Annotated in this window: 15 protein-coding genes; 8 read left to right on the forward strand and 7 right to left on the reverse strand. The window is 60.4% G+C overall.

Annotation, left to right across the window (positions count from 1 at the left end):
* Window positions 1–153 precede the first annotated feature (153 nt).
* A complete protein-coding gene (locus DDD64_RS04895; RefSeq protein ID WP_126135294.1) occupies window positions 154–339 on the forward strand; it encodes a hypothetical protein in 186 nt (61 codons plus the stop codon).
* Here the strand turns inward: DDD64_RS04895 and DDD64_RS04900 are convergent.
* Complete coding sequence (locus DDD64_RS04900; protein WP_126135295.1) at window positions 322–1,371, reverse strand: LacI family DNA-binding transcriptional regulator; 1,050 nt, start codon at window positions 1,369–1,371, stop codon at window positions 322–324. The genes DDD64_RS04895 and DDD64_RS04900 overlap by 18 nt on opposite strands.
* A 172-nt stretch (window positions 1,372–1,543) precedes the next feature.
* On the opposite strand from DDD64_RS04900, the gene uriH reads away from it, so the two are divergent.
* Together uriH and uriT are read left to right on the forward strand one after the other, a co-directional pair.
* Window positions 1,544–2,494, forward strand: a complete 951-nt coding sequence (gene uriH, locus DDD64_RS04905; protein WP_126135296.1) for a uridine-preferring nucleoside hydrolase UriH — start codon at window positions 1,544–1,546, stop codon at window positions 2,492–2,494.
* Window positions 2,491–3,951, forward strand: a complete 1,461-nt coding sequence (uriT, locus tag DDD64_RS04910) for a uridine transporter UriT (RefSeq protein ID WP_126135297.1) — start codon at window positions 2,491–2,493, stop codon at window positions 3,949–3,951. Before uriH ends, uriT begins: the two co-directional genes overlap by 4 nt.
* Before the next feature lie 102 nt (window positions 3,952–4,053).
* Here uriT and DDD64_RS04915 read toward each other — a convergent pair whose 3' ends face one another.
* From DDD64_RS04915 to DDD64_RS04925, 3 genes are read right to left on the reverse strand one after another with little or no spacing between them, the layout of a single operon-like run.
* The gene (locus tag DDD64_RS04915; RefSeq protein WP_126135298.1) at window positions 4,054–4,698 is read right to left on the reverse strand and encodes an ABC transporter ATP-binding protein; all 645 of its coding nucleotides are present in this window, start codon (window positions 4,696–4,698) and stop codon (window positions 4,054–4,056) included.
* Window positions 4,699–4,707: 9 nt separating this feature from the next.
* Window positions 4,708–6,165, reverse strand: coding sequence for an FtsX-like permease family protein (locus tag DDD64_RS04920; RefSeq protein WP_126135299.1), 1,458 nt, complete (start codon window positions 6,163–6,165; stop codon window positions 4,708–4,710).
* Window positions 6,162–7,526: an ABC transporter permease gene (locus tag DDD64_RS04925; RefSeq protein ID WP_126135300.1), complete on the reverse strand. Its 1,365-nt coding sequence runs from the start codon at window positions 7,524–7,526 to the stop codon at window positions 6,162–6,164. The genes DDD64_RS04920 and DDD64_RS04925 overlap by 4 nt, the downstream gene beginning before the upstream one ends.
* Window positions 7,527–7,801: 275 nt before the next feature.
* Between DDD64_RS04925 and DDD64_RS04930 the strand changes: the two genes are divergently transcribed.
* From DDD64_RS04930 to DDD64_RS04940, 3 genes are all read left to right on the forward strand, one after another.
* Window positions 7,802–9,280 carry a threonine synthase gene (locus DDD64_RS04930; RefSeq protein ID WP_126135301.1) on the forward strand — a complete coding sequence of 493 codons (1,479 nt, stop codon included), beginning with the start codon at window positions 7,802–7,804 and terminating at the stop codon, window positions 9,278–9,280.
* Window positions 9,281–9,445: 165 nt separating this feature from the next.
* Window positions 9,446–10,408 (forward strand): ribokinase, encoded by a 963-nt coding sequence (locus DDD64_RS04935; protein WP_126135302.1) that lies wholly within the window; start codon window positions 9,446–9,448, stop codon window positions 10,406–10,408.
* Between the two features lie 36 nt (window positions 10,409–10,444).
* A complete protein-coding gene (locus DDD64_RS04940; protein WP_126135303.1) occupies window positions 10,445–11,293 on the forward strand; it encodes a Cof-type HAD-IIB family hydrolase in 849 nt (282 codons plus the stop codon).
* A 12-nt stretch (window positions 11,294–11,305) separates the two neighbouring features.
* On the opposite strand, the gene DDD64_RS04945 is transcribed toward DDD64_RS04940, so the two are convergent.
* A complete protein-coding gene (locus DDD64_RS04945) occupies window positions 11,306–12,037 on the reverse strand; it encodes a hypothetical protein (protein WP_126135304.1) in 732 nt (243 codons plus the stop codon).
* 387 nt (window positions 12,038–12,424) lie between these two features.
* Here DDD64_RS04945 and DDD64_RS04950 point away from each other — a divergent pair, with 387 nt between their 5' ends.
* Window positions 12,425–13,816, forward strand: a complete 1,392-nt coding sequence (locus DDD64_RS04950) for an NAD-dependent succinate-semialdehyde dehydrogenase (RefSeq protein ID WP_126135305.1) — start codon at window positions 12,425–12,427, stop codon at window positions 13,814–13,816.
* Window positions 13,817–13,942: 126 nt separating this feature from the next.
* Here the strand turns inward: DDD64_RS04950 and DDD64_RS04955 are convergent, their stop codons facing one another.
* Complete coding sequence (locus DDD64_RS04955) at window positions 13,943–15,433, reverse strand: amino acid permease (RefSeq protein WP_241227409.1); 1,491 nt, start codon at window positions 15,431–15,433, stop codon at window positions 13,943–13,945.
* Window positions 15,434–16,103: 670 nt separating this feature from the next.
* Between DDD64_RS04955 and DDD64_RS04960 the strand changes: the two genes are divergently transcribed.
* On the forward strand, window positions 16,104–16,835 hold the full coding sequence (locus DDD64_RS04960; RefSeq protein ID WP_126135306.1) for a hypothetical protein: 732 nt from the start codon (window positions 16,104–16,106) through the stop codon (window positions 16,833–16,835).
* 139 nt (window positions 16,836–16,974) lie between these two features.
* Here the strand turns inward: DDD64_RS04960 and DDD64_RS08915 are convergent.
* Window positions 16,975–17,203, reverse strand: a 229-nt coding sequence (locus DDD64_RS08915) for a hypothetical protein (protein ID WP_206435358.1), incomplete at its 5' end; no start/stop codon positions are given.

Here is a 17,203-nt window from a genome sequence, read left to right on the forward strand (position 1 = left end):
ATGGTTACTGAACTATCCTTTGGGTTTTGGAGATTTCTAACTACTCGCAGATACTACGCATAACTATGGGTTCCAGCGCTTCACGCAGCATTTCCTTATGGTGATCCGGATCTGAACAAGCGCCAGCGGGAAACCGCTAGATTGTTAGGGAATATGAACTTCGTGCGTAATCATGCTGCTGATCTCGAACCACTGTTTCGCCGTAACTTCACCAAAGATATTTCAGAAGCTCGACGGTTGATGAGTTGGGTGCATCCCGAAGCTCTGATGTGGTTCAACGACACGTTGCGAGTCGATGACGTTTTAGCGGCGAAACCGAAACTAACAGGTTTTGGTTGAGGACCCAAGAACTAATTCTCCGGTGAAGCGCTGCTCGGTGGCGGGTGCATCCGCCGGTAGATCAGCCCGGGCAAAGAGTTGCGTGATCGCTGCTTCCATCATGTTTTCGACGGGTTGGGCGAGGGTGGTGAGTTGAGGTTCCACCACCTGTGCTAGCACAGTACCGTCAAAGCCGGTCACCATGACCTCACGCGGAACGTTGATGCCACGCCGTGTTAGTTCCCCCAAAGCGCCAACCGCAATGAGGTCATCCGCACAGATAACCGCGTCAGGAATGTTGGTGAGGCTAGCGATTGCTGTAACACCCGTCTCAAAGGTGTATTGATGGCGGAAGAACTCCACATTAGCGAATTCACTACCTATCTCGCTGGTGCGCATGGCATCGTCACGTTCCCGGCCGGTCGACGTTGCGTCGTCGACCCCGATAAAAAGCACGTCTTTTGCACCAGCATCAGCAATATGCCGCAAAACGATATCTATACTCGCGTGATTGTCGAGCCCAACGAAATCCGCTACTTTCGGCCCAGCCATACGATCCACTTGCACGAGCGGAACCCTAGCTGCGGTTGCCGCAATGGCAGAGGCAGACTGTTCAAAAACAGCCGGGATAGCAATAATTCCATCGACTTGGCGCGCGAGTAACAGATCAAGGCGGCGTCGTTCGAGTTCAACATCGGCTCGGGAATCCGCAAGGATCAATTCATACCCGTAACGGTGTAGCGCCTCTTCTGCTGCGCGAAGTAATTGCACAAAGAACGGATTCTCCAGGTGGGGGACCAGCATTCCGACCGTGCGTGACTTCCCGTCCCGCAATGCTTTCCCGACAGCATTGGGAAAGTATCCAAGTTCTTCCGCTTTTTTCTGCACTCGTGCAATGGTAGCCGGAGCTACTCGACCGCGTCCGCGCAAGGCACGTGAGGCGGTTCCGGTGGACACTCCTGCAGCTGCGGCGACGGCGCTTAACGGAACTCCTGCCATGTGGGTTCCTCCTTTCGGATCTCGGTTGCTCTTGACAATCTCAACGCACCCCATTAGCGTAACTCACGAAGCGATGCGCAAACGATTGCGCATATGACGATGACGTCTCGTTAGGAACTTGTAGACGACGCGGCCGCGGTGGTTCTCTCGCGCGGGAAACCTACACGGTGGTCCGGATTCTCGCTTCGATTCGGACCTGCGTCACCCGTATATTGGAGAAAATTTCATGGCTAAGAAAATCATTTTGGATTGCGATCCGGGGCACGACGACGCAATTGCGCTCATCCTCGCTTATGGCAACCCGGATATCGACCTCCTTGCTGTTACGACGGTGGGTGGTAATGCCGTTCTCGAAAAAACTACGAAGAATGCCATGGGTGTTATGACCATGGCGGGAATTCTTGATGTTCCCTTTGCTCCAGGATGCTCACGCCCGCTGTGGCGCGAAGGGGAGGACGCTGATGTACACGGTGAATCGGGCTTGGATGGGGTAGTACTACCGCCTTCGCAGGTTACGCCTGATGGACGACACGGCGTTGATCTGATTATTGACACCATCATGAGCAACGAACCGAAGAGCGTCACGTTGGTCCCCACTGGTCCATTGACCAATATTGCAATGGCAATGCGTAAAGAACCTCGCATTATTGAGCTAGTCAAAGAAGTGGTGCTCATGGGCGGTGGGATCCATGTGGGCAATTGGTCTGCGGTTGCCGAATTCAATATCAAAATTGATCCTGAAGCCGCTGCGATTGTTTTTGATGCCCCCTGGGAGGTCACCATGGTGGGCTTAGATGTCACCCACCAAGCTCTCGCCACGGACGAAGTCTCGGCACGCATCAAGGCGTTGAATACTCCGCTCGCAGAATTTGTGCTCGGACTCTTCACCTTCTTCCAGAAAGCCTACCACGATGAACAAGGCTTCGAATTCCCGCCGGTACATGATCCGGTGGCAGTAGCCCGCGTTATTGACCCCTCGATTGTGGGGACGGTTCGAGCACCTATCAACGTCGAACTGACGGGTACACACACGCTGGGTATGACGGTCACGGAACTGCGCCCGGCCCATATCCCCGCCGATTGCCACACGCAGGCTGCCACATCCCTGGATGCTGAGCGGTTCTGGGATCTGGTCATTGATGCGATTGACCGGCTTGGAAAGCGTGACGCGCAATGAGTGTCACATCCGCAAGGCTGGTTCCCGCCCCGCAGCGGGAAGAACGAGTGGGTAACGAAGTAGTAATCGGTTCTCGTACAAGCACCGGAGCGGTGATGTTTGCATTGCTGGTGGCATGCTTTGCTTTCCAGCTCAACGCATCGATGCTATCGCCAGCACTCAAACTCATGGAAAGCGAGTTGAATGCCACAACCGCTGAAATCGGGTTGACTCAAACCGCGTTCTTTACATCGGCGGCGGTCCTTTCGCTTTTCTTGCCGCGACTTGCTGATCTCAAGGGGCGCAGGAGAACTCTCGTTGTCATGATGGGTTTGACGGCCATTGGCTGCATTATCAGCGCGCTTTCCCCAAACGTCACCTGGCTTTTTGTGGGGCGTATTATCCAAGGTGTTGCAGGGCCAACGGTGGTCATGTGCCTCATTGTCCTGCGTATCCACGTGCGTAATCCCCAGCGTTATGCGGTTCTCATGGGAGTGATTACCGCGGTGAATGGTGGAATTGCCGGCGTAGACGCGATAGCCGGCGGGTGGCTTGCCCAGAACTACGGTTTCGCCTCTATTTTCGCTGTCATGGCGGTTACTGCGGTCATCGCAGCGCTAGCACTATGGTTCTTCACCAATGAATCACGGGTGGATAACCCGCCGCGCATGGATTGGCGTGGTACGGGTCTGCTGGTGCTTGGGGTAGGAGCGCTCTATCTCGCTTTTAATGAGTTAGCTGCGCTGTCCGAGGCACGCTGGGTGCTTATCGGTGGGCTCTTGGTGGTTTCCGCTCTTGCCTTCGGTATCTTTATCCGCCTCGAATCGCGTATCGAGAACCCTCTGGTGTCCATCGCAACGCTCAAACGACGTGAAAGCTGGGTTGTGTTGGTGACCACCTTGCTGACTCTTACCGGGGTTTTCGCGGTCATGAACCAGATTGTTCCGGCTATAGCGCAGGATGCGGAGTTAGGTACCGGCCTAAGCGCTGCTGCGGCACCGTTCCTGACGCTCACCCCCTACGCGCTCGCGGGGTTAGCCATGGGGCCTTTGGCTGGGTATCTGGCCGGCAAGTATGGCTATATGCGGATTTTGCAGATTGGGCTGGTGGGAGCCGTGGTATCGATGTCGCTGGCTCTGCTGCTCATCGGGCGTGATACCACCTGGCTACTGGTGATTGTTTCTGTCCTCGTGGGCATCTTCTACGCGGGCATGGCAAATATTATGCTCAACGGGCTATGCGTTGTTCTGTCCCCGGCCGATAGCCCGGGTATTCTCCCGGGGCTCAATGCCGGAGCTTTCAACCTTGGAGCAGGGTTATCTTTCGTGATTTTACCGTTGATTCAAACTATCTTCACCGGTCGTGGCGAGCCGGCTGTCGGCTACGCTGCAGGAATAGTGACCGGCCTGGTTATTCTTGCGGCAGCATTGCTGACCAGTTGTTTGTTACCGAAAGGAGAATCCACTCCGGCGGAGTGACATGTAAATATTGACCGCAGACGTGTTAATGCGTGAATGTGCGTCAAGTGTTACTGTGCGGGGCTGATAGCAGAAGCTATCAGCCCCGCAGTCTCGCCCCGTTTAGCGCGCGGTGGCCCGCTCGGTCAGGCGCCGGTGGGAGAGCGTGAGCACGCGATCCGCGCCCCGCGCAATATCCGCGGAGTGCGTGACAAGAATGACGCACTTACCGTGCAGATGTGCGGCGTCGTGCAAAATCTGAACCACGCCGCGCGCGGTGTCCTCATCAAGGTTGCCCGTCGGCTCGTCCGCAAGAATCACCGGTGCCGGGGATGCCAGCGCCCGCGCAATCGCCACCCGCTGCTGCTGCCCACCGGAAAGCCGCAGCACATTACGGTGAATCTCATCCTCACTCAAACCCAGCTCCACCAGCACGGAACTATCCGCCCGCCGATCCACCAGCCGCACATTCTCCAACGGCGTCAAGTAATCAATAAGGTTGTAATTCTGGAAAACCAGCGAAATATGGGCGCGGCGGTGATGCGCATAGCCCGTCGTCGCAATATCCACACCCTCAAAAAGAACCGCGCCCTTCGTGGGCGTATCCAAGCCAGCCAGCAAACTCAACAGCGTCGATTTACCTGCACCTGAAGCGCCCAACAGCGCCGTGACCGTGCCCGGCTCAAAACCCGCGCACACATCGGTTAGCACCTTCGCGCCGCTACCCGGGTAGCTATAGCTCACGTGATCAAGTTCCATAACGTTCATAATCTTTTCCTAACTCAGTGACGAAAGAATCTGCCGGGGAGACCGGCGCACAATCGGAAACAGCGCAATAGCTAGCGCCACGGCAAGAATCCCAGCGCCGATACCCAGCGCCCACGCAATATCCGCGGCACCCACCGCCACCGGAGGCAAACCGGCCAGCGCGCCCGGTGCTGTACCGTCCACAACGGCTTGCCCCACCAGCGCGGTGAGCTGGCGCCCCGCGAGAATAGCGACGACGCCGCCAGCCAGCGCCAGCGCGCCCAACTCAAGCGCGAAACCGCCGGCAATCGCCCGGCGCCGCTGCCCGAGCGAAAGCAAGACCCCAATTTCACGCATGCGCCCGCGCACCCACAGGGCCAAAACCGCGGCGGCAATGACCACGCCGGCAGCACACGCGCCGCTGAGCAGGGCACTTAACAGACCCTCCACGCTATCCACCGCGCGCAACACCCCGCTGAAACTCGCGGCATTGTGCTCATAAGTGAGATCGGGAAGCGCAGCGCGGGCCGCGGCCAGGCTCGCTGGTAGCTCGCTCGCGCTCGCGGTGAAACACCGCACCCGAGTGGCACCCGCATCCCCGCTGAGCTCGTGGCCAGCCGCGCTATCCACGAGGATGCGATTCGCGGCCGCGCTTGCCGGTAGCCCCGAAGGATTCGGGGTGGTCCCGTCGAAAATCCCGGTGACCGTGCGGGTGACCTCGCCGGCCGGGCCGCGCAGTCGCAGCTCATCGCCAACCCGAAGCCCGTTTGCCGCGGCGAAATCACGGTGGATGAGGGCGCCCGGTTCCATTCCGCTGTTCATCTTTCCGGACGCGAGCCGGTAGAGCTTGGCCGCGAAAGCCGGGAAACGCGCCGGATCCGAAGTCGCGGTCACCGTCACCGCGCCCATCACGCCAGCATCTAGTTGCACCCCACCCGCGGTGGCTACCGCGTGGGCTCCAACCGGAGCGGCCAGCACATCCAGTTCGGTAGCGGTGCTCTTTACCCCGGGTAGTGCCGCGAGCTGGGTGGCCTGCGCCGGACTCAGGGTAGGTGCGGCTTGCGTCAGCGGATTATTGCCCGGGTTATCACCCGAAACCTCGGCTGGACCCGCGCCGGGCTCGCCCGCGCCTGATACTTCCGGCATGCTCTCCGCCGAACCATCCGCCATGCCATCCGCTGAACCATCAGCCACACCTGCCGGCGCACTCGCGACGAAACCGGCTCCCACCTGGGCATCAATAGCGGTGCGCAGCTGGCCCATGGCCCCGCGTACCCCGGCCTGGGCCACCAAAGCCGTGAAAATCAGGGTGATGACCACGAAAAGTAGGCCGTTGCGAACCGGGCGGCGCCGTAGCGCGAGCCCGGCACGCCTCCCCGCGCTCATGGGTGCGGGGAGCTGGGTGCCCACCCGGCCACCCATCCGGCCACCCGCTTGGCCGTCTGTCCGGCTGCCCACCCGGCCGCTTTCGGGAGGTACCCCGCTCATGCCGCACTCACCAGTAGCTTGCGCGGGGAGGTGCGCAGCATGGGAAGGGCCGCCAGCACAGTTGCCCCGATAAGTACGGCGAGGGTGAGGGCCAGGGCAAGCGTCGTCGTACCCGCACTCAACTGGACCGTAAGATCATCCAACGTGCGCGTGGCCGTGGTGACATCCACCCCGCCACCCAGCGGGGCCTGCGAGGTGAGCTCCTCCATTCCGGACTTCTTCACCGAAGCCAGCACGCTTGTCCCGACCCGCTGAGCGACCACGGTACTGAGGGCCACCCCGGCTGCCGCCGCCGGGAGACTAATAAAGAGCAGCTCCACCAGGTACTGGCCCAGAATCTTCAGTTTCGAGGTGCCGATAGCGAGGAGCACCCCGGTTTCGCGGCGGCGTTCGCGCAGCCAGAGCACTAGGACCAGGCTGAGGAGCGCGAGGGCGAGTAGCGCCGTCGTAATAATTGCGCCGGTCATGACGCTCTGAACCCCGGCCACCGCTCCGGTAATACCGGTGAGCAGCTGAGAGGTGCGGGTGAGCTGGTAATTGCGCCAATCGATCGGAAGGCCGCGGGCCTCGTTCATCACCGTTTCGCTATCGGCGCCCTCGGTCACGAAGAAGGTGGTGTCCTGGTAAATTTCCGTCTCCGGGGTGTAGGCATACAGTGCCCGGGTGGTGGCAAGGTCGGTGTAAACCGCGTTGGCGAAAAGTTCGAGGCGGCGCGCGGCCGGCTGCGGATTATCCCCGCGCACCAACCCCACAATCTCCACGGTCACTTCCGCCGTGGATTTCTTTGTATTGTCGTAATCATAAGGATTACCGCGCAGGGTGAGTTTCGAGCCGACGGTCAGCCCGTTGAGTCGCGCTAAATCCTCGTGAATAATTGCCTTATTTTTATCTTCGCGGGTGATATGCCGCCCGGCCACCAGCTCGAGGGTGCCGCTGCGAATATTCGTTTCATCCGCGCTGGCACTCACCCCGCGCACGCTCACCGCATTGCCCAGCTGCGCCTCGCGCTTGGCATCGTATTCCTGCCGGTCCAGCCGGGCCACCTTGGCACCCACTAGGTCCGCGGTGACATCTTGGCGGGCGGTGAAGCGATCCACCCCGGGCAGCGCCGCGATCCGCTCCACATCCGCGGGTTTGACCGTCCCGCCCCCGCGCGGGGTGCCGGAATTATAGGGGGAGTTCTCCAGCACGAAACCGGATCCCAGAGTGCGTTCCGCGTCGCGGCCCGCCGCTGCCGATGCCGTTTTCACCGCCCCGGCCGAAACCAGCACGGTGACCACGGCCGTGATGATGATGAAAAGAAGGAGGGTACGGATATGTTTTCGCGTGACGTAACGCCACGCGCGTCCAGCTAAGGTCACTACCGGGTACCTTTCACGTCTTCGGGAAAATTTCTGATAGGCACTAGCGTTTCTCAGCTTACTGGAGACTTCCTGGAGGCTTCGTGAAGAGAATGTGAAGAGCCCTGCGCGCGTGGCCCCTATGTGCGTGGCCCCTAGGCGCGTGGACCCTGCGCGCCGCGGGCCGTGTGCACCGGGCCGTTCGCGCTTGGCTACCGGTATTGCCAGCGGCGGGGAGCCACTATGATGGGAGAGCGGCGCTCTTTTCCCGCACCCACCCTCAGCGAAAGGCGAGCATGCAGTTCATCTCCACCCGTTCCGGGATGGAACCGGCTTCTTTCACCGATATTCTGCTGGACGGTCTGGCCCCGGACGGCGGCCTGGTGGTACCCGAAAGTATTCCGCACGTGGATGCCGCCCAGCTCGAAGCGTGGCGCGGCCTGAGCTACCCGGAGCTAGCCGCGGCGATTATCGGCCTGTACGCCACCGATATTCCCACCGTGGATCTCGAGCGTCTCACCGCGGCCGCCTATAGCCCGCAGAACTTCCCGGGCGGGGTGCCGCTGCGCCGCGTGGACGACACCCTCGTGTTGGTCGGCCTTTCGGAAGGCCCTACGATGGCTTTCAAGGATCTCGCTATGCAGTTCCTAGGCCAGGCGATTCCCTATGTGCTGGCTGCCACCGGGCGTGAACTCACCATTCTGGGCGCTACGTCGGGGGATACGGGTTCCTCGGCGGAATACGCGTTCCGCGGCCAGCCGGGTGTGCAGGTGGTCATGCTTTCTCCGCGCGGGCGCATGTCCGCGGTGCAGCGCGCTCAGATGTATTCCCTCCAGGATGCTAATATCCACAATCTCGTGGTCGATGGTGTTTTCGACGACTGCCAAGACATCGTCAAAACCCTCAGCTCCGATATTGACTTCAAAACGCGCTACCGCATCGGCGCGGTCAATTCCATCAACTTTGGGCGTATTGCCGCGCAAATTGTGTACTACTTCTGGGCGTGGTTGCGTTTCACGGATGGTGCTGCCGCGCGCGTTGGGAACGACGACGCCGCCGCTGGCGCGGCGTCCCCTTCCGCTCCCGGTGCTGCTGGCGGGGTGGGCGCGGCCACCACCCGAGTGGATTTCTGTGTCCCTTCCGGTAATTTTGGCAATATTTACGCCGGCCACCTGGCCCGCTGCATGGGCCTTCCCATCCGCCGGCTACTGCTGGCCACCAACGAAAATAATGTGCTGGAAGAATTCTTCACCACCGGGCGCTATACCCCGCGCTCGCGCGAGCGTACGTACGCCACCTCCAGCCCCTCCATGGATATTTCCAAGGCCTCCAATGTGGAGCGTTTCATCTACCAGGTGCTGGGCGCGGAATTCCCGGCTGCCTGGGAGCAGCTGAGCGCCACCGGAACTCTGGATATGCACGCGTATCTTCCGGAATTCGGGGAGAAATTCGGCTTCGCGGCCTCCTCAGCCCACCATGCGGACCGCCTGGCTGCTATTGAGTGGACCTACCGCACCAGCGGGATTCTTATTGACCCGCATACCGCTGATGCGGTCACGGTGGCGCGCCGCCTGAGTGACGGCACGGTCCCGGTCCTTGCCTTGGAAACCGCCCGCCCGGAGAAATTCGCCCATACGGTTCGCGAAGCGGTGGGGGATGCGGCCGCTGACCTGGACCAACGCCTTGCCGGGCTCCTGGCCCTCCCGCAGCGCTCTACCGAGGTCCCGGCCGATCCGGAAGCGGTGCGCGAGTATATCGCCACGCATTGCGCTTAGTGGGCCGCCGGGTGGGTTCCCCGCGCGGCGCGCGGCGCCGCGCGCGTCGTCGTACCTATAAAATCCGCGCCGGAAACGGAGCGGCTCCGGGTAGTATATGAGGTAATGAGCCGCGCGATTGGCGCCGTCGCCCGCGCACGAGCCTAGACAGAACGGGGTGTATCCATGGCACGCATTTTCGTTGTTGGAAGCATGAATTCCGATACCTTCCTCAAGGTGGAGAATTTTGTGGAGCCGGGAGAAACAATTTCTGCGCTCAGCTCCCACACCGCGCTGGGAGGGAAGGGGCTTAACCAGGCGGTTGCCGCGGCTCGTATGGGAATCCCCGTCACTATGGTGGCGGCTCTCGGGCGCGATGCCGTGGGGGATGCCGTTGCGGCTGAGCTCGCCGCGGAAGAAAATCTTGATATGGATGCGGTGCTGCGGGTGAGTGAACCTACCGGGCAGGCCATGATCCAATCCGATGCCGATGGGGAAAATGCCATCGTGGTGGTGGCCGGCGCGAACGCCGCGAATACTCCGGAGAATGTGGTGGAGCGCCTCGCCGCGGTGCAGAGCGGGGATATTGTGGTCTGCCAGCTGGAAATTCCCGAACCCGCGGTGGCAGCAGCCCTGAGCGAAGCTAAGAAACGCGGGGCTACCACGGTGCTCAATGCCGCCCCGGCCGCTCCGGTGGGTCACCTGCTGGAGAACGTGGACGTCCTTATCGTTAACGAAACCGAAGCGGATACCATCCTCGGAACCAAGGTGACTGATCGTGCTCAGCAGCTCCACCTGCGCTACGGCGGGTCCATCGTGGTGACCCTGGGTAGCCACGGCTGCCAGTACATTGACGCCTACCTGCCCGATGCCGATGTTAAGGCCGATGCCCTGCCCGCTCACCACGTGGACGTTGTGGATACCACCGGTGCGGGCGATGCCTTTGTGGGTGCTTTCGCGGCCGCCCTGGCCGTGGGTGAATCCCTGGCCACCGCGGCCCGCTGGGGCACCGCCCTCGGTGCGATCGCTACCGGGGCTTCAGGTGCGCAAGGCTATACGGCTAGCCGTGCGGACGTGGTGGCTCTGGCCGGTGTTGGCGCAGGTAGCGCCGCCGGTACTCCCGGTGCTACTACGGGTTCCGACAACTAGAACGCTCTCCACGTAGCACTAGCAGAAAGGCTTTTCGTGCAGCCCGCGCCTACCGACCTGAGCCTCCTGCGCGAGGCCGCCGCCAGCGTGAAACTCGTCGTCGTTGATATGGATGGCACGTTCCTCCTGCCCGGGAAAATCTTTCCGGAACGTGGCAATGAGCTGGTGGCGCGCCTGCGGGAACGCGGTATTATTTTCTGCCCGGCCTCCGGGCGCCAGTACCAGACGCTGGCGGATATGTTTTCCGCACACGTGGAAGGTATGCCAATTATTGCGGAGAACGGGGCGAATGTACGCCGCGACGGCGAACCGCTGGCCATCACCACTCTGCCCCGAGAGACTAGCGCACGGGTGGTGGAGATCGTGCGTGAGCTCAGCGCGGCGGGGGAGGATGTGGGCACGGTGCTCTGCGGGGAGAAAGCCTACGCCGAACGCAGTGATACCGCGTTTCTTGACGAAACCCTCGCCTATTACCACGCCAATGCGATTGTTCCCGACCTCATGCCCCATACCGAGGGGATTTACAAAATTGGGGTGCTCAGTTTCGCTGACCCGCTCCGGCGCGTCATCCCGCTGCTGGAAACGCTCGGGCCGGGGGTGGATGTGGTGCGCAGCGGCGAGCTGTGGACGGATGTCAATCCCGCCGCAGCCACGAAAGGCACCGGCCTGGCCGGACTCCAGGCAAGCCTGGGCATCGGCCCGGCGCAGACCCTGTGCTTCGGGGATTTCAATAATGACATCCCCATGTTCGAGCACGCGCACTTCAGCTTCGCCATGGCGAATGCCCAGCCCGATGTGGTGGAGGCCGCTCGCTACGTGGCGCCTTCCAACGCGGAGGAAGGCGTGATCACGGTAGCGAACGACCTCTTCGAGCTGGGCCTTTAACCGTAAGAGCCGCTAGTTTTGCGGTTCTTGCTCTTCCTTGTCGCGCGGCTGCGTTGGGTTCTGTGAATCCTGCGGCGGGAATTGTGGTGAATTCTGCGGCGGGAACTGCGGGGCCTGGCCGGCAAAAGGCGCTTCGCCACCGGGAACCGGGCCGGGCTGCGGGGCACTGGCTACCGCGGCCGGAGTCTTGGCGATTTGCCAGATACCGAAACCGAGCATGAGCACGGCGGCCACCGCGAGCAGATAGAAGCCAATACCGGGAGCAATATCCACATCCACGCCCTGGGACTGCCCGTAGGCAATGATGGTATCCGCATCCGAAGGCTTGATATTAATAACCAGGTAAATCGCCACAATAACCGCGCCGACAATGCCGCCCGAGGACCACGTCTTGCGCACCGCGGCGGGCGCCTGACGCACCAGCCCCACGAATGCGCCGATAGCACCCAGGGCCAGGCCGATGGTGATGAAAATAGCGACCGACTTCGTATCGGCCTCCCACAGCTTGACTCCGAAATCTTCCGACTGGGTGCCGGCACTCATATGCAGGGTCCAGAAGTGCAGCGCCGTGCCGATGAAACCGATAATGGAACCGGCCAGCACGCCGAGCGGGGCCGCAAGCGGCGGAGTGGTGCGTCCCGCGGGAGTGCCGGCAGCCCCGGGCAGGGGAGTGCCGGCGGGACCGGGCGCGTTGAAAGAGTGGTCCGAGGGCAGATCTGCCCCCTGGGGGAAAGTGTTACTCATAGTCCCTAGTGTAGGGGCGTATCCCCGTGGCGGGGTCGGGCGGATACCTTTCGGCACGTAGCGCGCAGGAACGACGACGCAGCTCCGGGACAAGGGTCCCAGGGCTGTCACATTTCGCCCAGAGGTATGAAACCGCTCACATCTGCTGAAAAATAGGTAGAGTAATAGGTAGGAACGCGGGAGATTCCGCGTTCCCCTCATAACAATATAACTGCTATCTTCCCGCGGGTAGCGAAGCGCCGTCGCCTCCCTACCCGGCCCTACCTCCCGGTATATGCGCTTTCGTGCAGGGGTGAGGCGCGCGGGATGCGCCGGGAAGCCCATCGAATTTATCCACTACGCGGGTGGGCCGCGGGTCTGCTCGCACCGATACGCGGAGGTTGAACAATGGCGTACCAAACAGTGAGTCCGTACACCGGTGAACTACTCAAGGAATATCCCACTGCCACGGATGAAGAAGTCAAGAAGGCAGTCGACGTTGCCCATGAAGCTTTTTTGGAGTGGCGGGAAACATCGTATGCGCAGCGCGCGCAGGTGCTCCAGAAGGCCGCTGATCTGCTGCGCGAACGCCGCACCGAATACGCCTCGATTATTACCAAGGAAATGGGGAAGGTGATCGGGGAGGCAGAAGCGGAAGTCGATATCTGCATCGCGATGTTTGAGGACTATGTGCGCAATGGTGAGAAGTATCTTGCCACTCGCACGCTCCCCTCGGATAAATACGGGAAGGACTCCGTGCAGCTGCTCTTCCAGCCCCTCGGGGTGCTCTTCATGGTGGAGCCGTGGAACTTCCCCTACTACCAGATTGTCCGCGTGGCTGCCCCGCAGCTTTTCGCCGGCAATACCCTTATTCTCAAGCACGCCTCCATCGTTCCGGAATCGGCGGCAACCTTCGTGGAGATCTTCCGCGAAGCGGGCCTACCCGAAGGTTGTTTCCAGAATCTTTACCTCTCCCATGACCAGTCGGAGATTGTGCTGGCTGATCCGCGCGTGCGCGGGGTCGCGCTTACCGGCTCGGAAGTGGCAGGCGCGGCCATCGCGCAGCTTGCCGGCAAGTACATTAAGAAGTCCACGCTGGAATTGGGCGGGGCTGATGCCTTTATCGTGCTCGAGGATGCTGATATTGATAAGACGGTTGCGTGGGCGGTTACCGGCCGGCATTGGAATGCCGGGCAGGTGTGCTGCTCGTCCAAGCGCATGATCGTTGTGGATGCTGTGTATGACGAATTCCTGGCGAAGTACCGGGAAGGCGTCAAGCAGCTCAAGGCCGGGGACCCGATGGATCGGGAAACCACCTTGGCACCGCTATCCTCGGCGGCAGCGAAGCGTGATCTGGCCAAGCAGCTGGAAGAAGCTATTGCGGAAGGTGCGAAGGCTGAAGAAGCGGGAATTGAGCTACCCGAGCACGGTAACTTCTTCCAGCCCACGATCCTCACGGAGATCCCCGCGGGCGCCCGGTGCCGCTATACGGAATTCTTCGGGCCGGTCTCCCAGATTTACCGGGTCAAGGACGAAGAAGAGGCAATTACCCTCGCCAATGATTCCCCGTACGGCTTGGGCGGTTCGGTCTTCACCGAGGATCTGGAACGCGGCAAGCGGGTAGCCGCACGGCTGGATACCGGGATGGTCTATCTCAACCATCCCACCGCGGTCGCGGCGGATATCCCCTTCGGCGGCGTGAAGAACTCCGGCTATGGGCATGAGCTCATTGACCTGGGTATTCACGAATTTGTCAATATCAAGGTGGTGGCTAATTCGCCTATCGACGGTGAATTCTAATCCCTGACTCCCGCGGCCCCGAGCGGCCCCGAGCGGCCGTGGATAGCCCAATCTCCCGCGGGCCAGATACGCCGGGGCGGGATGCATCAGCATCCCGCCCCGGCCGTCGTCGTAACCCTTTAAGAACTACGCGCGCGCATGGCGCTTCTCACGCGAAACTTTCACCTGGTACGCGATCGTGAGGAGTAGCAACCAGGCCGGACCCACGAAAACCGCCACCCGGTAGGCGTCTTGGAAAAGCATGAGCACCACGCAGGCCGCCAGCGCCACCAGCACAAAAATGCTGGAGGCCAGGCCGCCGGGGAGCTTGTAGGTGAGGCTCGCCACGCGTTCCGGGCCGAGTGCGGCGCGGAATTTCAGCTGGGTGATCATGACCATTGTCCAGTTGATAATCCCGGCGATAAGGGCGATGGAAAGTAGATACCCGAATGCGAAGTTCGGGAAAGCGAAGACCACAACCACTGCCACAACGGTGACGGCCGAGGAGGTCAGAATCCCCACGTACGGCGTGCCCGCTCGTGAAAGTGTGGCGAAAATACGCGGGGCGTTACCTTGTTGCGCCAGCGAATAGAGCATGCGGCCGTTGGAGTACAGTCCGGAATTGTAGACGGACAGCGCCGCGGTGAGCACCACGAAATTGAGGATATGGGCCGCGAAGGTGATCCCTACCGAGTCGAAAATCTGGACGAAGGGGCTGGCATGCCCGTCGATGCTGCGCCACGGGATGACCGCCATAATAATGGCGAGCGACAGCACGTAGAAAATGAGGATGCGCTGAATCACCAGGTTGATGGCGCGTGGGATAGAGCGGCGTGGGTCGTCTGCCTCACCGGCGGTGATGCCGATGAGTTCGATGCCGCCGAAACTGAACATGACGACGACGAAAGCGAAAGTCGCGCCTTGGAGGCCGTTGGGGAAAACCAGCTCGGCGAAAGAGGTTCCGGGCGGGACCTGGTGAGGTTCTTGGAGCCCGACGACAAGCACAAGAATGCCCAGCACGATCATTCCGATAATTGCGATGACCTTGACGAGCGCGAACCAGAATTCGAATTCACCGAAGGCTCGTACCCCGAGTAGGTTGACGGCCGTGATGAAGACCAGGCAGAACGCGGCGGTGAGCCACGTGGGGACCGCCGGGAACCAGTAATTGATATAGAGGCCGACGACGGATAGTTCCGACATCGCCACGAAAATGTAGTTAAACCAGTAATTCCAGCCCGAGATAAAGCCGGCGCGCGGGCTCCAGTATGTATAGGCGTAATGGGAGAAAGCGCCGGGCACCGGTTCGTGCACGCTCATCTCACCCAGGGCGCGCATAACAAGGTAAATCGTGCATCCGCCGATGAGATAGACGAAAAGGATAGCCGGACCGGCCAAACTGATGGAGGAAGCTGAGCCGTAGAAGAGGCCCGTTCCGATGGCCCCGCCCAGCGCGATCATCTGGATATGGCGATTGTGCAGATCTCGGTGCAGGTGGGCTGCGTGGGTAGTGGCGTGGGTGCCGGTTGCTGCGGGTGCGCTGGTAGTCGGCGTTCCCGGCGCCGGAGTGCCGGACGGAGCCGGCGTGGAATTCGTGGACATAGAGGTCTTTCCCGATATGTGAGGAATGTGCTGCATTAGCGCCTTGAGCTTATCGCCTTCACCGCCCGGGTGGGGAATTGTGGGCTATGTGGACAGGTGCGAAGGTGCGCTGGATGCGTTCTGACGGAGTGGGGGCGGAGTAGGTGCGGAGTAGGCGCGGAGGCGCTGGGCGGTGTGGGAGCGGGCAGGGGAAGGATCCGGGGAGGTGTCGGGCAGACGTCGCCGCGTGCATAGTCACGCAGCGGGTGTACCCGGCCCGGCTAAAGGCGTGAGGTCGCTGAGGGGCTGGACGGGACTTTGGTCGAAAAGTTGAATACAAAGGTATATTAATTCCATTGATGAATCCTTGAGCTGGGAAAATGCATATCTTAAATAAAATCGGAATGTTAATATGGCGCGAAATTAAAAGGAAAAAACACCGTGAGTGGCGGTGGTCACAGAGTTCCGAAAATCTCATCATTCCCGTATATTAATAGAGCGCAATAAAGTATTGTGACTGTTGTGGCAGGTGCTCAGTGGAGTGCACGGCTGGCGAATGGGATCGGTCGATAAAGCCTTTACTGAGGAATTCATGCCATGGACATACGTTTATAGGAGTAGACATGCAGTTGAAGAAGATTGTGGCTGGCGCTACCTTTGGTGTCATGCTCGCCGCGGGGGGGGGGGTGTAGCTTACGCTGCTCCTGCCGCGCCTGATGCACCGCAGGTGACCGCTGCCGATACCACGGCGGCTGAAAAGGCTGTGGCCGATGCCAAGGCGAAGCTTGCTGAGTTCCCCACCGCTGAGGAAATCCAGGCTCAGATCGACGAGCAGAAGGGCTACGTCGAAATTCAGAAGGGCACCCTCAGCTACGCTGAAGAAGCTCTCGATAAGTTCAATGCTTCCGCCGAGTACACCGCAGCCTCCGAAGAAGTTGCGAAGTGGGAAGCCGCCTACATTGAAGCCGAGAAGGCCCTCAAGGCCGATCCGAGCGACGTTGGCAACAAGGTCGCTGCGGAAATGAATAAGAAGGAACTCGACAAGGCTCAGGCCAAGCTCGACGAATTCAACAAGAAGGCCGAAGCGCTTGAGATCCGGGTTTCCAATGCCAAGGCCACGCTGACCGAGCTTGAAGTTGGCGTTGCTGGTCTGAACGACAAGCTTGCTGCTCGTGCGGCTGCTGAAAAGGCTGTTGCGGATGCGCAGAAGGCTCTTGACGCGCTGAAGGGCCAGACCCCCAAGGTTGACCCCAAGGCGGATCCGAAGGCTGAAAAGCCCGCGCCGAAGGCCGATCCCAAGAAGGATGCCGATAAGAAGGCTGACCCCAAGAAGGAAGTCAAGAAGGCTGACGCCAAGAAGCTGGCCAACTCCGGTGTTGATGCCGGTGCGGCTGCCGGTGGCGCTGCTCTGCTCCTCCTGGCCGGTGGTGCCTTCGTGGCCTACCGCAAGTTTGCCTAAGCAAACCTGCCTCTGGCACTAAAAACAGTTCCGAGGCTGGTTGCCATTAGGTTATTCATCCTCAACTGTTTCATCGTTTCACGCGGAATGGGTCCGGGTGGGTTAATAGACAAAATTAGTTGCTAATGGCGGCGTGTCGTTAACGTCCGATCTGGCCTTTACGGATGTTTAGACCGTCTTCCCAGGGGTGTTCGGTATCGATATGGGTATCAATCTCGACGGGCTTATCACTAGGCGTACTAACCGGTTCCTTCCTTGGTTGGATCGTGTTTGACACGAAATCAGACATCGGCTGCGTGTTGATCGACCTGGAATAAAGCCAGTAATCCAGGGCGGTGAGCAGGTGAGACTCAGACCAGCCACGGTGG

Source organism: Actinotignum sanguinis, assembly GCF_003957255.1.
Lineage (GTDB): Bacteria > Actinomycetota > Actinomycetes > Actinomycetales > Actinomycetaceae > Actinotignum > Actinotignum sanguinis.

What these genes read in the sequence shown, in the direction of transcription:
- DDD64_RS04895 (WP_126135294.1), top strand. Translation starts at nt 154, where the DNA reads ATGAACTTCGTGCGTAATCATGCTGCTGATCTCGAACCACTGTTTCGC.
- DDD64_RS04900 (WP_126135295.1), bottom strand. Translation starts at nt 1,371, where the DNA reads ATGGGGTGCGTTGAGATTGTCAAGAGCAACCGAGATCCGAAAGGAGGA.
- uriH (WP_126135296.1), top strand. Translation starts at nt 1,544, where the DNA reads ATGGCTAAGAAAATCATTTTGGATTGCGATCCGGGGCACGACGACGCA.
- uriT (WP_126135297.1), top strand. Translation starts at nt 2,491, where the DNA reads ATGAGTGTCACATCCGCAAGGCTGGTTCCCGCCCCGCAGCGGGAAGAA.
- DDD64_RS04915 (WP_126135298.1), bottom strand. Translation starts at nt 4,698, where the DNA reads ATGAACGTTATGGAACTTGATCACGTGAGCTATAGCTACCCGGGTAGC.
- DDD64_RS04920 (WP_126135299.1), bottom strand. Translation starts at nt 6,165, where the DNA reads ATGAGCGGGGTACCTCCCGAAAGCGGCCGGGTGGGCAGCCGGACAGAC.
- DDD64_RS04930 (WP_126135301.1), top strand. Translation starts at nt 7,802, where the DNA reads ATGCAGTTCATCTCCACCCGTTCCGGGATGGAACCGGCTTCTTTCACC.
- DDD64_RS04935 (WP_126135302.1), top strand. Translation starts at nt 9,446, where the DNA reads ATGGCACGCATTTTCGTTGTTGGAAGCATGAATTCCGATACCTTCCTC.
- DDD64_RS04945 (WP_126135304.1), bottom strand. Translation starts at nt 12,037, where the DNA reads ATGAGTAACACTTTCCCCCAGGGGGCAGATCTGCCCTCGGACCACTCT.
- DDD64_RS04950 (WP_126135305.1), top strand. Translation starts at nt 12,425, where the DNA reads ATGGCGTACCAAACAGTGAGTCCGTACACCGGTGAACTACTCAAGGAA.
- DDD64_RS04955 (WP_241227409.1), bottom strand. Translation starts at nt 15,433, where the DNA reads ATGCAGCACATTCCTCACATATCGGGAAAGACCTCTATGTCCACGAAT.